This window comes from Falsiroseomonas sp., from assembly GCF_051860665.1.
GTDB lineage: Bacteria > Pseudomonadota > Alphaproteobacteria > Acetobacterales > Acetobacteraceae > Falsiroseomonas.
In genome coordinates this window covers 17,576-31,458 of the sequence record NZ_JBHYDM010000014.1, presented here as the reverse complement: position 1 = coordinate 31,458, position 13,883 = coordinate 17,576, and the positions used below count along the sequence as shown (strand labels likewise).

Sequence of the window (13,883 nt, the reverse complement as noted above, 5' to 3'; positions counted from 1 at the left end):
GTCAGGTCCGCGTCGTGGCGGCGGGCGGGCCGGACAGGTGGCCCTGGATCAGGGCCAGCGTCGCCGCCACCCCGCGCTGCGCCCGCTCATGTTCCCCGGGCTGCAGGCTGAAGGTCATCCACAGCTTCAGCAGGCGGCCGTCCTGGCTGGTGACGCAATGGAAGTCGTGCACCTCATTCGGGCCGGCTCGATAAGTGTGCTGCTGGCAGAGGACGACGCCGCCGCGGATCTGCATCCGCACCAGGCGCGATTCCTGCGTCGGGCCGAAGACCCTGGTCGCGGCCTGGCGGGCCGCGGCCGAGGACGAGATGAGCTCGGAGAGGATGGGCAGCGAATCCGGGCCCGGCGGTACCGGCTCGGCACTGCGGCGGAACAGGAAGACCGTGATGGAGAAGGCCGGGCCGCGATAGGCGGCAATGGCGCCGCCCATGATGCCGGGCGTCTGGTCCTCGACCAGCGAGACCCGGGGCAGCTCCGCCAGGGCCATGGGCAGCCGCTCCAGGCTGCTGAATTCCGGGCTTCGGGCGGCCGGCGCCACGGCCTCGGTGGAGTCCTTGGCGAGTCCGCGGCCCGCATCGGGCGTGCCCATGGCGGCCGGCCCGGCCGTCGCAGCCGGCTGCGTGCCGGACTGGGTCGCACAGCCTCCCAGAATAAGAAGGCCGGACAGAAGAAGGAATCGCCGCACCGCTTGGCCTCCGGGCTGGGCCGGAAGCTTCGCGGGCGGCTGCGGTCGCGTCAATCAGCCGTGCCGGTCACAGGTGCAGGCGTGGACCGGCGCGGCGGCGCCTCAGCGCCAGGCCGGGCGGCCGAGGTTCACCGTGCCCGGGCTGGTCAGCGCGCCACCCGCGGCGCCCGCGGCGCCACCGATCAGCGCGCCGGTGCCGGCGCTGCCCGAAAGCGAGCCGATGGCGGCGCCGGCACCGGCGCCGAGCAGGCCGCCCGAGACGGCACGGTCGCCGGTGGTCTGGCCGCAGGCGGCCAGGGTGGCGGCGGCCAGCAGCAACATGGGAAGGTGGCGCATGGGGGGCTCCTCTCTGGGGTTCGATCCTGCTGCCCTAACGCGGATCCTGCATCCGGGTTCACGGCACCATTCCGGTTTCGTGCGACCGGATCCTTCGGCAGATGGGGCGGGCCCGCCGTCTTCGCCAGGGGAATGGCCGCCCTGCACCGCCCTTCGCGTCACGGGGCTTGAGGTCGGGGCGGGGGAGGGGTATCGGAAGCGCCTCGCGCCACCCCGCGGAAGCGTCGGACCGGACGGGGCCAGATCCAGGCGGTTCCGCCTGGTGCTGGCCCGGAACGGCCGGGCCTGCGCGGTGGCATCTTCGACCTTCGGAAGGCTCCGGCTGCATGTTCTCCCGCCTGTTCGGCTTCCTCTCGGCCGACATGGCCATCGACCTCGGCACCGCGAATACGCTGGTCTATGTGAAGGGTCGGGGCATCGTGCTGAACGAGCCCTCTGTCGTCGCCATCTCCGACCACCGCGGCAAGAAGCAGGTCCTGGCGGTGGGGGAGGAGGCCAAGCTCATGCTCGGCCGCACCCCCGGCAATATCGCCGCCATCCGCCCGCTGCGGGACGGCGTGATCGCCGACTTCGAGGTGGCGGAGGAGATGATCAAGCACTTCATCCGCAAGGTGCATAACCGGCGGTCCTTCGCCTCCCCCATGATCATTGTCTGTGTCCCCTCGGGATCGACCGCCGTCGAGCGCCGCGCCATCCAGGAATCGGCGGAGAGCGCCGGCGCCCGCAAGGTGCTGCTGATCGAGGAGCCGATGGCGGCAGCGATCGGCGCCGGCCTGCCGGTGACGGAGCCCTCCGGCTCCATGGTCGTGGATATCGGCGGCGGCACCACGGAAGTGGCGGTGATCTCGCTCGGCGGCATCGTTTATGCCCGCAGCGTGCGCGTCGGCGGCGACAAGATGGACGAGGCCATCATCTCCTATATCCGCCGCAACCATAACCTGCTGATCGGCGAGAGCACGGCCGAGCGCATCAAGATGGAGATCGGCGCCGCCGCCGCCCCGGAGGAGGGCGAGGAAGGCCCGATGACCGAGGTGAAGGGCCGCGACCTGATGAACGGCGTGCCGCGCGAGGTCATCGTCAGCCAGCGCCAGATCGCCGAAAGCCTGTATGAGCCGGTGATCCAGATCGTCGAGGCGGTGCGGGTGGCGCTGGAGAACACGCCGCCCGAGCTCGCCGCCGATATCGTCGACAAGGGCATCGTGCTGACCGGCGGCGGCGCGCTTCTGCACCGTCTGGACGGCGTGCTGCGGGATGCGACGGGGCTGCCGGTGGTGGTGGCGGAGGAGGCGCTGTCCTGCGTCGCACTCGGCACCGGGCGGGCCCTTGAGGAAATGAAGCGGCTTCGCCACGTGCTGACTTCCATGTACTGATAGGGGCTTAGGCCCAACAGCCGGGGGGAGAGGCGCTTGATCCGACTCAGCATTCCACTCCGCCAGGCCCTGGCACGGCTTTCCCTGCCGGTGCTGATCGCGGCCGCCTTTGGCACCATGCTTCTGGGCAAGGCGGATGCGCTGCTGGCGGAGCGCGCGCGCATCGCACTGGCCGATGCCCTGGCCCCCTTCTACGCCGCCTTCGCCGAGCCTGCCCGCGCGGTGCGCGATGCGGTGGAGGATTTCCACCAGCTGCTGGTGCTGCGGGAGGAGAATGCCCGGCTGCGCGAGGAGAATGAGCGGCTGCGCCGCTGGCAGGCCGCCGCCCTGGCGCTGGAGACGGAGAATGCCCAGCTGCGCCGGCACCTGGATTTCGTGCCGGAACGGGCGCCGGCCTTCCACACTGCCCGCGTGGTGGCCGATGGCGGCGGCGTCTATGCCCGCGCGGTGCTGCTCTCCATCCCGCCCGAGATGCAGGTCCGCCGCGGCCAGATCGCGCTCGATGAGCGCGGCTTCGTGGGGCGGGTGACGGAGGTGGGCACGCGCTCCGCCCGCGTGCTGCTGGCCACCGACATGAACAGCCGTATCCCGGTGACTCTGGAGGGCAGCCGGGTGCGGGCGATGATGGTGGGCACCAATGGCGCCCGGCCGCGGCTGCAGCACTGGTCCGAGGGCAGCCGCCCGGCGGAGGGCGAGCGGGTGGTGACCAGCGCGGAGGGCGTCGCCTTCCCGGCCGGGCTGCCGGTCGGCGTGGTGCGCTGGACCGAGGGCGGCGTGGCGGAGGTGGAGCTTTTTGCGCGGGCGGATCGGCTGGACGTGGTGCGGCTGTTCGACTTCGGCCTGGGCGGGATCCTGCCGCCCGAGGCCATTGCGCGGCCCGAGCCGCGCCCGCGGCGCTGAACGCCCGCGCCCCCGTGGTCGGACGCCCAGAGCCATCGCCCGGGCTGCTGCGACGGCTCGACGATATCGCGCGGGCCGCCTTTCCGGCCACGGGCACGGTGCTGCTGCTGGTGCTGGCGGCGGGGCCTTCGGGCGTGCCGGGGCTGGTGCCGGCGGCGGCGCTGCCCTGCATCGTCTTCTGGTCCGTCTTCCGCCCCGGCGCCATGCCGCCGCCGGCGGTGTTCCTGCTTGGCCTGCTGCAGGACCTGCTGACCCTGGCGCCGCTGGGCACGGGGGTGGTGACGCTGCTGGTGGCGCATGCCCTGGCGGTCGCCTGGCGGCGCTTCCTGGTGCGGCAGAGCTTCATGTTCGTCTGGCTGGCCTTCTGCGCCTTCTCCGCGGCCGCCGCGGCGCTGGGCTGGCTGCTCACCGCGCTGCTGGCCTGGAACCTGCCGGCCGCGGCCCCCGCGCTGCACCAGGCGGCGCTGACCGCGGGGCTCTACCCCGCCTTCGCCTTCGTCCTCAGCCGCATCCACGGCGTGATGCGCCGGGCGGAGGAGACGCCGTGATGGCGGGCGAGGGCAGTCCCGTGCTGGCGCACCCCCCCCACCCAACCCTCCCCCCCATAGGTGGGGGGGAGGGCTTTTGGGCGTGCTCACCGCCAGGGTCCGTTGCGCCCACCTGCGGCCCGCGCCCAGACCGACAGTCCCGCCAGGCGCGCCAGTGCACCGGCGCGAAGGCAAGCGCGCGGAGCGCGCGCCCGCCGTTTGAGGGCCTGAAAGGATGAGCCGCAAGCAGCGGGAGGAGGAGCGGGTCCGCGGCATCTTCAGCCGGCGTGCCCTGGCGCTCGGCCTGGGGCAGATGGGGCTGCTGGGCTTCCTGGCGCATCGGCTGCACCGGCTGCAGGTGGATGAGGGCGAGCGCTATGCGACGCTGGCCGAGGAGAACCGCCTCTCCGCCCGCCTCCTGGCCCCGCCGAGGGGACGTGTGCTGGACCGCAACGGCCATGTCATCGCCGGCAACCAGTTGAACTGGCGCGCCCTGCTGACCGCCGAGCAGACCACCGATGTCGGCGCCACGCTGGAGACCTTCAGCCGCATCGTGCCGATGACCGACCAGGAACGCGCTCGCGTCGAGCGCGACGTGCGCCGCCGCCGGCGCTTCGTGCCGGTGACGGTGCGGGACTTCCTGACCTGGGAGGAGATGGCGCGGATCGAGCTCAATGCGCCGGACCTGCCGGGCATCAGCGTCGATGTCGGCACCACCCGCATCTACCCCGAGGCGGAGCACCTGGCGCATATCGTGGGCTATGTCGCGCCGCCGGCCGAGCGCGACATGGATGGCGACCCACTGCTGGAACTGCCGGGCATCCGCGTCGGCCGCTCGGGCATCGAGCGGCACCACGACCTTGTGCTGCGCGGCCGCGCCGGGGCGGTGCAGATGGAGGTGAATGCGGTCGGCCGCATCATCCGCGAGCTGGACCGGCGGGAGGGCGTGCAGGGCCAGGATGTGCAGCTTTCGGTGGATGCCGCCCTCACCAAGACGCTGCGCGGCAAGATCGAGGAGGGCACCTCCGTCGTCCTGATGGATGCGCGGAACGGGGAGGTTCTGGCCATGGCCACCCAGCCCTCCTTCGACCCCAACCTGTTCAATTCCGGCGTCTCCCCCGCCCAATGGCGGGAATGGACCCGCAATCGCGCGACGCCGCTGATCAACAAGGCGACCAACGGCCTCTATGCCCCGGGCTCCACCTTCAAGATGGTGGTGGCGCTCGCGGCGCTGGAGGCGCGGGTGGTGACGCCGGGGGAGCGGGTCTATTGCCCCGGGCACATGGACCTCGGCGAGACCCGCTTCCATTGCTGGAACCGCTCCGGCCACGGCGCGATGGACATGCGGACCGCGCTGAAACTGTCCTGCGACGTCTATTTCTACGAAATGGCCAAGCGGGTCGGCATCGACAAGATCGCAGCCATGGGCCGGCGCTTCGGCCTGGGCGTGCCGCTGGATATCGAGTTGCCGGGCATCCGCGCCGGGCTGATGCCGACCCGCGAGTGGCGGCAGCAGCAGGGCCGGCCCTGGGCGCTGGGCGATACGGTGGTGCATGGCATCGGCCAGGGCTTCTACCAGCTGACGCCACTGCAACTGGCCACCATGACCGCCCGCCTGGCCACCGGCCGCGCCGTGCAGCCGCACCTCACGCGCAGCATCGGCGGGCGGCTGGTGCGCGGCGTACGGGCGGAGGACTGGCCGAGCCTCGGCATCCCCGAGCGCGACCTGCGCCTGGTGCGGGAGGCGATGTGGTCGGTGGTGAACGAGCAGGGCGGCACCGCGCGGGCAGCCCGCCTGCCGACCGAATTCGGCGCCATGGCGGGCAAGACCGGCACGACCCAGGTGCGCCGCGTGACGCGCGAACAGCGCGAGCGGGGCTTCCGGGTGGAGCAGGTGCCGCGAGAATGGCGCCCGCATGCGCTCTTCGTGGCCTTCGCACCCTATGACAACCCGGTCTTCGCGGTCTCCGTGATCGTCGAGCATGGCAGTTCCGGCTCCGCCGCGGCGGCGCCGCTGGCGCGCGACGTGCTGGTGGAGGCTTTCCAGCAATTGCGGCCGGGGCCGGGCGGCAATTTCGGGGCACGCGTTGCGGAAGCGCGGCCGCCCGGCGGGTCACGGCCGTGAGATTCGAACGGCGGCTGCTGCTGCGGGAACGCGGCACGGGGGTGCTGGAGAAGCTGTGGCAGATCCCCTGGATCTTCGTCCTGATGCTCTGCGCCGTGGGGGCGGTGGGCTATGTCGCGCTCTATTCGGCGGGCGGCGGCGGGCCGGAGCCCTATGCGGCCAAGCATGCGATCCGCTTCGGCTTCGGGCTGGTGCTGATGCTCTCCATCGCGCTGGTGGATATCCGGCTGATCGCGCGCTTCGCCTGGCTGGGCTATGCGGCCGGCATCGGCCTGCTGGTGATGGTGGCGTTGCATGGCCAGGTGGGCGGCGGGGCGCAGCGTTGGCTGGACCTGGGCGGCTTCCAACTGCAGCCGTCCGAGTTGATGAAGATCCTGCTGGTGGTGGCACTTGCCTCCTGGTTCCACAAGGCGTCCTGGGAGCAGATGGGCAATCCGCTGTTCCTGATTCCGCCCATCCTGGCGGTACTGCTGCCCGCGGGGCTGATCCTGAAGCAGCCGAACCTGGGCACGGCGCTGATCACCATGATGGTGGGCGGCGCCGTCTTCTTCGCCGCCGGCGTCCGGCTGTGGAAATTCGCCATCGTGCTGGGCGGCGTCGCGGTCGCCGCCCCCATCGCCTATGACCACCTGCACGACTACCAGCGCGCCCGCATCACCACCTTCCTGGACCCCGAGAGCGATCCGCTGGGGGCGGGCTACAATATCATCCAGTCCAAGATCGCGCTGGGATCGGGCGGCTTCTGGGGCAAGGGCTTCCTGCAGGGCACGCAGGGCCACCTGAACTTCCTGCCGGAGAAGCAGACGGACTTCATCTTCACCATGCTGGCCGAGGAATTCGGCCTGGTCGGCGCACTGAGCGTGCTGGGCCTGCTGGCCTGCGTCATCGCCTTCGGCTTCCTGGTGGCGCTGCGCAGCCGGCATCAGTTCGGGCGGCTGCTGGCGGTGGGGCTGGCGACCAACTTCTTCATGTATGTCTTCGTCAATATCGCCATGGTGACGGGGGCGATCCCTGTCGGCGGCGTGCCGCTGCCGCTGATCAGCCATGGCGGGTCCGCGATGCTGACGGCGATGGTGGGCTTCGGGCTGCTGATGTCCGCCCATGTGCACCGGGATGCGGAACTGGTGGCGGCCCGCGACCAGCAATGACCTGGGGACATGGCGGCTTTGTGTGCGCTTTTGGTCCGGGCGGGCTGGACAAACCCCCCGCCGCCGCTTAAACGGCCGTCCTCGCCAAGTTCTGGCGCGGGCGCTTAGCTCAGTTGGTAGAGCAGCTGACTCTTAATCAGCGGGTCGTAGGTTCGAGCCCTACAGCGCCCACCATTCTCCCCCCCCCCCACCGCTGCGCGAGCCTGGGCCAGGCTTGCCTTTCGCGATAAGCATCCGGCGCCGGGTCGCATCATGCGGGGCAGGACGGCGGATATGAAAAGGCAGGCGAGGGCGGTGGTGCCCCTGGACGACCACCTCTGCTTCACGGTCTATTCGCTGGGCCTCGCGATCCAGCGCCTCTACAAGCCGCTGCTGGACAGGCTGGGCGTCACCTATCCGCAATACCTGGTGCTCAACGTTCTATGGCAGCAGGATCGCCAGACGGTGGGAGGTATCGCGGACCGGCTCTCCCTGGAATCGAGCACGCTGACACCTCTGCTCCAACGCCTGGAAAGCCGCCGGGCTGGTGCGTCGCGCCCGCGATGCCGCGAATGCGCGCCAGGTGGTCGTCTCGCTGACCCCGCGCGGTCGCGGTGTGCAGTCTCGCTCCGTCGGCCTCACCACGGCGCTGCAGGCGGCCTCCGGCGCAGCGCCGGAGAAGCTCGCGCGCCTGAACCGTTGCCTGCAGCAGTTGCGCGACGCCATCGGCGATAACGGCGACGGCTGAGCGAAGGCTGGCCCCTCGCCGGGCCGCTACATGCCGTGCGCCTGCCTGATCTTCTCGGCCGCAATCTCGCCGATGATCGCGCAGGGCGCCTGCGTATTGCCGGTCGTCACCCGCGGCATGACCGACCCATCCGCGACCCGCAGACCTTCCACGCCATGGACCCGCAGCGCGGAATCGACGACCGCCATGTCGTCGCGCCCCATCTTAGCCGTGCCGCTCTGGTGCCAGTAGGTCACGGCGGCCTCGCGGATATAGAGCTCCAGCGCCGCATCCTGCAGCGCGCCCGGCATCACCTCCCCACGCACGAAGGGGCGGAAGGCGGGTGCATTGCCCAGCGCGCGGCACAGCTCGATGCAGGCCTTGGCCGTCGTCATATCCGCCGGTTCGGACAGGAAGTCGGCCTCGATGGCCAGCGGCGCCTGCGGGTCGCTGCCCTGCAGCCGCATGCGGCCACGGCTGGCCGGATGGGCGAGGCCCGCGAACATGGTCCAGCCATGCGCCGGAACCCCACGCGCCGCCGTCGCCTCGCTCGGTACCGGGAACTCCACCTGGCAGAACAGCAGGTCCGGCGCCTCCAGATCGGGCCGGCTCTTCCAGTACATGGTGGCCTCGCTGCCGCTGTTCCGCGGGGCGATCGGCTCCGCATATTCCCAGGTGCAGCCGAAGGAGACATGGTCCTGGAAGTTGCGGCCGACGCCGGGCAGGTGCTGGCGGAAGGGAATGCCGACGCGCCCCAGCTCAGCCCGATCGCCGATGCCGGAATGCATCAGCACCTTCGGCGTCTGGATGGCGCCCATCGAGAGCACGACCTCGCGCCCCGCCTGCACCGTCAGCACCTGCCCGCCGCGCAGGAATTCCACGCCGGTGGCACGCCGTCCTTCGAACAGCACGCGCCGCACCAGGGCGCCCGTCAGAACGGTCAGGTTCGGCCGATCCAGCCAGGGATGCAGATAGGCGCGATAGAGGGACTGCCGGCGACCGTCGCGGACCAGCGTGTCACTGATGGCGGCGCCGCCCTCGCTTTCCATCATGCGGCCGTTGGGATGCTCGTAGACCGGCACGCCGATCTCTCCCGCGGCCTGCAGCATGGCCAGCGCGATCGGGCTCGGATCCGCGGCGGGCTGCACCCAGACCGGACCGCCGGTGCCGCGATACTGCGGGTCCGGCGCGCCCTGCCAGTCCTCGATCCGGCGATAGATCTTCAGGACATTGTCGTAGCCCCATGCGTCATCGCCGGCCTCCGCCGCGAAGTGGTCCCAGTCGCTGCGATGCCCGCGCGCCCAGACCGTGACATTGATGCTCGAGCCACCGCCGAGGCCCTTGCCCATCGACAGCGGCAGCTGCCGACCGCCCAGGTGCGGATTGGGCTGCGCCTGGAATCCCCAGTCGCGCTCCGAGCCGAGATTGGTTGGCCATAAGGCGGGGTTCAGGACCGATTCCGACTCATCATGCAAGCCGGCCTCGAGCAGCAGCACATCGACCTCCGGATTCTCGGCCAGCCGCCGTGCGATCACGGCGCCGGAGGAGCCGGCGCCGCAGACGATGACGTCGTAGCGGGGTTTCGGCTGGGCCTTCAGGCGGGCCTGGTTGTCGCGCGCGCGGCGCGCAGAATCGGCGTCCTCGCGTGCCGTGGAATGACTCATGATCTGGATCTCCATCTGGTTCCGTCGAAACGCACAGGCAGGAAGGCGATCGGGAAAGGCGGATGCTTATCGCGATAAGCGTGAGCTATGGGTGGCGCGCCACGCCGTCGAGCGCGCGTGTTACGGGCGCAACCCATCACGCCGGATTCCCGCGCTCGTGATGCGGCGCCGGCCGTGAGGCAGCGACAGCCCCGGCGTGGCAGCGGCGATGTGGCGGGTGATCTTGTTCATGGTCAGCTCCTCATCCTGGCGCCGGCCCTTTTCCACGCCCTGCATGATCGCCCGATGTCAGGGCGACCCTGGCTGCCTACGGTCGCAACACGTCAGCGGGGCGGCCCGGCGCAGGGACTGCTGCAGGCGGCGGGCGAGGTCTTCGGGCTGCAGCGGCCAGCCGATGCCGTCGAAGCCGGGCACCGGCGATGCGCTGGCGAGGAGGATGGGCAGGCCGGGCGCGGCGCGGCGCAGGCTGCGCGCCATCTCGGCTTTCCCTTCGAGCAGAAGGGCGGCCGCGAAACCATCGGTGGCGCCGCGCAGGACGTCGAGCGCGGCGGCGAGGCTGGAGACGCCATGCGGCTCATACCCCAGCTCGGCGAGCAGTTCCTCCTCGCGCGGCAGGCGGTCATCGGCATGCAGCAGCAGCACCGGCTCGCCCTCGCCGCGCGGCAGGTCGTGACTGGCGATCTCCGCCGCGATCGCGCGCGGAAGCCACACCTCGAAGCAGCTTCCCGCCCCGGGCGCGCTGTGCACCGCGATGCCCCCGCCATGCCCCAGCACGATCTCCCGCACCGTGGCGAGGCCGAGGCCGTGGCCGGCCTGCCGCGTGGTGAAGAAAGGCTCGAAGATGCGCGACCGCGTTGCCGCATCCATGCCGGCGCCTTCGTCCCGCACGCGGATGAGGAGATAGTGGTCGGGCCGCAGCAAGCCCAGCGTCAGCCTGCGCTCCTCGTGCAACGTCTGCGCGGACAGCTGCACGCCCACCCTGCCGCGCCCCTCCATCGCCTGGGCGGCATTGCGGCACAGGTTGACCACCACCTGCTGCAGCCGCGCCGCATCGCCCCAGACCATCGCCGCGTCGGGCATCAGTGCGAAGGCCAGCTGCACCGTCTCGGGCAGCATCGCGCGAAGCAGCGCCTCGGTCTCCCGCAGCAGGGCGCGCAGCTCGATCGCCTGTTGCGGTGTCTGCGATGGTCCGCCGAAGGCAAGGATATCGGCGACCAGGTCGCGCGCGCGTTCGGCTGCGCGCCGGATATCGGCGATGCGCGACGCGGAGCCTTCGGCCATCGCCAGTTCCGCAAAGCCCAGGATGGCGCCGATGATATTGTTGAAGTTGTGCGCGATGCCGCTGGCGAAGGTGCCGAGGATCCGCATCTGCCGCGACTCCGCCTCCCTTGCCGCGAGCCTGGCGCGTTCCTGCTCCAGCTTGCCGCGCGTGACGAGGTTGAGCAGCGCGTCGAGCGCGAGGCCGAGCGGCGCCAGCTCCGGCGCCGTCGGCATCCGGCCCGGGCGGGTCATCTCGCAGCCCAGGATCGCGAGGACCCCATCCTCCGTCCGGCGCAGCGCGGCGAGCCAAGCCTGCGGATGGCCGGGAAGCCGGCGCAGATCCGGATGCCCGGGATGCAGGCACAGCAATCCGTCGGGCGAGGCCGCCTGGCCGGCGGCAAGCGCGAGGACGGCTGCCCGCCATCCCTCCGCCCGCGTCAGGCCCTCCGCATCCCAGAGATGCGTGACGGCAGGGCGCGCTTCGACGAGCAGATAGGCGCACTGCGCGCCCAGCCGCCGGGCGATTTCCTCCAGCGCCTGGTCGAGGCCGGCCCCGGTCTCCTCGGCCCGCGTGCCGATCAACCGCGTGGAGAGCCGGGCCAGCATCTGCTGGAATGCCGCATGGCGCCGCATCGCCTCGGCCCGCGCGCGCAGCCGCATGCCGAGCAGCACGAGTCCCGCCAGCAGCAGCACAGCGCAGGCATAGAGCAGCAGCCGGTAGCGCCGCGCCTGCGATTCCGCCGCGGCGCGGTCCGCCGCGACCGCCGCGGCGATGGCCTGGCGCACCGGCGCCCCGGCATGGGCATGCAGCGCGCGCAGCAGGGCATCGATGCGCGGCAGCAGGTCATGCAGCAGCCAGCCATGCGCAATCAGCGCGGCGACCGGCACCACGGTGGCACCGGAGGCCGGTGCGTGATGCAGATCCGTCAGGCTGCGCCGCACCTCCTGCAGCACGGCGGGGGAGGTATCGAGCGTCAGGTGCAGCATGGCCGCGCCCAGCCGCCCGGCACCCGGGACGGGCAGGGTGCCGTCTGTGGGGGCGGAGAGCAGGATGGAGAGGCGGCCGAACTGCGCCAGCGAATTCTGCAGCAGGGCATTGGCGCTCTTGATCGATTCGACCAGCTCCTCCTGCCGTTCGTGCCAGGCCTGCAGCCGCTCCAGCAGGCCTGGTGCCGTCCCGTCCTGCAAGGCGCGCCGCGCCGCCTCGACCCGGCGCAGGGCGGCGACCAGCGGATCGTAGTCGCGCAGCAGCCCGGCGCGCGCCGCCAGCAGGTCGCGCCGGATCGCGCTCTCCGCCATCTCGATCTCATCCAGCGCCTGCATGGCGGCGTCGAAGGCGCGATGGTCCACCGCGAAGCCGCGCGCCAGCAGCCAGGTGAGCAGCACGAGCGCGGCGCCCATCCAGGGCAGGCCGCCGCGCCTCATGGTGGCGCCGTGACCGGGGCGCCGCGATAGCTGCCGGTCAGGCTGCGCAGGAAGGCGACGATGGCGGCGACCTGCGCCTCCTCCATGACCAGGTTGAGCTGGGCGAGCCCCATGCCGCGCACCGCATCCTCCAGCGTCGCGGCGCTGCCGTCGTGGAAGTAGGGCGCGGTCACCGCCACGTTGCGCAGGCTCGGCACGCGCAGCATCCGCGGCTCCGGCGCCGCCAGCGCGTGGAAGATGCCGTGGTACTGGAACAGATTGCCGCCGATGTTCACGCCCTGGTGGCAGGCGGCGCAGCCGATGGAGCGGAACAGCAGATAGCCTTCGCGCTCCGCCGGCGTGATCGCCTCTTCCACGCCGCCGAGCCAGAGATCGAAGCGGCTGCGCGGCGTCACCAGGCTGCGCTGGAAGGTGGAGAGGGCGTCGATCAGCGCCGGCGCGTCCGGCTCGCGGCGATAGATCGCGCGGAATTCGGCCGCCAGTGCCGGGTCGGCCGAAAGGCGGCGCAGCACCACCTCGGGATCCGCGCCCATGATGGCGGGGTTGCGCAGCAGCGCCTCGGTCTGCGCCTCCAGGCTGCGCGCGCGCCCCTCCCAGCCCAGGCGGAAGTTGAGCGCGGCATTGAAGACGGTCGCCGTGTTCAGCGGCAGTTCGGTTCCGTCCGGGGCCAGGTCGCGCCGCCTTGCGCTGGCGCCATTGCTGCGCAGGTCATGGCAGCCGGCGCAGGACCTTGTGCCGTCGCCGGAAAGCCGCGGATCGGCGAAGAGCCTTTCGCCCAGGGCGCGCCGGCCTTCGTCGACCAGCGCCAGGGGCGGCAGGATGCCGATGGGATGGTCCCGGGGCGCGGGAAGGACCGCCGCGCCCAGCTTCACCAGGGCGCAGAGGACAAGCAGGCCAGCCAGGATCGCCGGCCGCGCGGCCATCAGATGCGCTCGACCGCGACATCGAAGGTATAGCCGACGCCGCGCTCCGTCCGGATCATGCTGGCGGGGCGTCCCGCATCCAGCTTGCGGCGCAGCCGCAGGACCTGCACATCGATGCTGCGGTCGAAGACATCCTCATGCACGCGCGTGGCCTGCAGCAGATGCTCACGCGCCAGCGGGCGGCCGGGTGCATCGAGGAAGGCGCAGAGCAGCGCGAATTCGCCCTTGGTCAGGCGCACCTCCGCCCCGTGGGGCGCGGTCAGGCGCCGCAGGCGGCGGTCCAGCATCCAGCCCGCGAAACGGTGCCGGATCGCCTCGCGGCTCGGCCTCGGATGTGCCGCCTGGCGGCGCAGCACGGCACGGATGCGGGCCAGCAGCTCGCGCGGGCTGAAGGGCTTGGTGACATAGTCGTCGGCGCCCAGCTCCAGGCCGATCACGCGATCCACCTCGTCCCGCCGCTCCCCGGTGATGATGATGACGGGAATGTCGGAACGCGCCCGGATCTCGCGCAGCAGCGTCAGGCCGCTCTGCGCGCCGAGCCGCAGGTCGAGCACGACCAGCGCCAGGTCCTCCCGTGCCACCTGGCGCTCCACCTCCTGCCGGTCGACCGTGGCTGTCGCGCGCAGGCCGTTGTCGAGCAGGAAGTTTATGACCATCCGGCGCATGTCCGGATCATCGTCCACCACCAGGACGCGCGGCGACCAGGCGGCGGCAGGGGCGCCCGGGGGCGGATCGTCGAACATCTGCAGCATCATCGGGATCCTGACCTGGCTTCTCCGGCCGCCATGGGCGGCGCCGGGGCGGCTGGCTGCGG

At 71.4% G+C, this 13,883-nt stretch carries 12 protein-coding genes, 1 tRNA gene and 1 pseudogene; 8 read left to right on the top strand and 6 right to left on the bottom strand.

Features of this window, described 5'->3' with window-relative positions; genetic code table 11:
• Nucleotide 1: 1 nt before the first annotated feature.
• Together ACTIF1_RS15410 and ACTIF1_RS15405 are read right to left on the bottom strand one after the other, a co-directional pair.
• Complete coding sequence (locus tag ACTIF1_RS15410) at nt 2-589, bottom strand: hypothetical protein (RefSeq protein WP_439597324.1); 588 nt, start codon at nt 587-589, stop codon at nt 2-4.
• 198 nt (nt 590-787) lie between these two features.
• Nucleotides 788-1,021: a YMGG-like glycine zipper-containing protein gene (locus tag ACTIF1_RS15405; RefSeq protein WP_439597323.1), complete on the bottom strand. Its 234-nt coding sequence runs from the start codon at nt 1,019-1,021 to the stop codon at nt 788-790.
• A gap of 326 nt (nt 1,022-1,347) precedes the next feature.
• Between ACTIF1_RS15405 and ACTIF1_RS15400 the strand changes: the two genes are divergently transcribed.
• The 8 genes and pseudogenes from ACTIF1_RS15400 (at nt 1,348) to ACTIF1_RS15365 (ending at nt 7,818) form a co-directional block, all read left to right on the top strand.
• On the top strand, nt 1,348-2,391 hold the full coding sequence (locus ACTIF1_RS15400) for a rod shape-determining protein (protein WP_439597322.1): 1,044 nt from the start codon (nt 1,348-1,350) through the stop codon (nt 2,389-2,391).
• A gap of 36 nt (nt 2,392-2,427) precedes the next feature.
• Entirely contained in the window at nt 2,428-3,291 is an 864-nt protein-coding gene (gene mreC, locus ACTIF1_RS15395) for a rod shape-determining protein MreC (RefSeq protein ID WP_439597321.1), read from the top strand.
• Between the two features lie 14 nt (nt 3,292-3,305).
• Nucleotides 3,306-3,839 carry a rod shape-determining protein MreD gene (locus ACTIF1_RS15390; RefSeq protein WP_439597320.1) on the top strand — a complete coding sequence of 178 codons (534 nt, stop codon included), beginning with the start codon at nt 3,306-3,308 and terminating at the stop codon, nt 3,837-3,839.
• A gap of 214 nt (nt 3,840-4,053) precedes the next feature.
• Nucleotides 4,054-5,943, top strand: a complete 1,890-nt coding sequence (mrdA, locus tag ACTIF1_RS15385) for a penicillin-binding protein 2 (RefSeq protein ID WP_439597319.1) — start codon at nt 4,054-4,056, stop codon at nt 5,941-5,943.
• Nucleotides 5,940-7,091 carry a rod shape-determining protein RodA gene (gene rodA, locus ACTIF1_RS15380; RefSeq protein WP_439597318.1) on the top strand — a complete coding sequence of 384 codons (1,152 nt, stop codon included), beginning with the start codon at nt 5,940-5,942 and terminating at the stop codon, nt 7,089-7,091. The genes mrdA and rodA overlap by 4 nt, the downstream gene beginning before the upstream one ends.
• Before the next feature lie 98 nt (nt 7,092-7,189).
• A tRNA-Lys gene (locus ACTIF1_RS15375) sits at nt 7,190-7,265 on the top strand.
• A 78-nt stretch (nt 7,266-7,343) separates the two neighbouring features.
• Nucleotides 7,344-7,547 (top strand): annotated as a pseudogene (locus tag ACTIF1_RS15370) (hypothetical protein); the annotation flags it as partial.
• 70 nt (nt 7,548-7,617) lie between these two features.
• The gene (locus ACTIF1_RS15365; RefSeq protein ID WP_439597423.1) at nt 7,618-7,818 is read left to right on the top strand and encodes a hypothetical protein; all 201 of its coding nucleotides are present in this window, start codon (nt 7,618-7,620) and stop codon (nt 7,816-7,818) included.
• Between the two features lie 26 nt (nt 7,819-7,844).
• Here the strand turns inward: ACTIF1_RS15365 and ACTIF1_RS15360 are convergent, their stop codons facing one another.
• From ACTIF1_RS15360 to ACTIF1_RS15345, 4 genes are all read right to left on the bottom strand, one after another.
• Nucleotides 7,845-9,461 carry a GMC family oxidoreductase gene (locus tag ACTIF1_RS15360; RefSeq protein WP_439597317.1) on the bottom strand — a complete coding sequence of 539 codons (1,617 nt, stop codon included), beginning with the start codon at nt 9,459-9,461 and terminating at the stop codon, nt 7,845-7,847.
• Between the two features lie 288 nt (nt 9,462-9,749).
• The gene (locus ACTIF1_RS15355; RefSeq protein WP_439597316.1) at nt 9,750-12,146 is read right to left on the bottom strand and encodes a two-component system VirA-like sensor kinase; all 2,397 of its coding nucleotides are present in this window, start codon (nt 12,144-12,146) and stop codon (nt 9,750-9,752) included.
• Nucleotides 12,143-13,069, bottom strand: coding sequence for a cytochrome-c peroxidase (locus ACTIF1_RS15350; protein ID WP_439597315.1), 927 nt, complete (start codon nt 13,067-13,069; stop codon nt 12,143-12,145). The genes ACTIF1_RS15355 and ACTIF1_RS15350 overlap by 4 nt, the downstream gene beginning before the upstream one ends.
• Nucleotides 13,069-13,824, bottom strand: coding sequence for a response regulator (locus ACTIF1_RS15345; protein ID WP_439597314.1), 756 nt, complete (start codon nt 13,822-13,824; stop codon nt 13,069-13,071). Before ACTIF1_RS15345 ends, ACTIF1_RS15350 begins: the two co-directional genes overlap by 1 nt.
• Nucleotides 13,825-13,883: the final 59 nt, after the last annotated feature.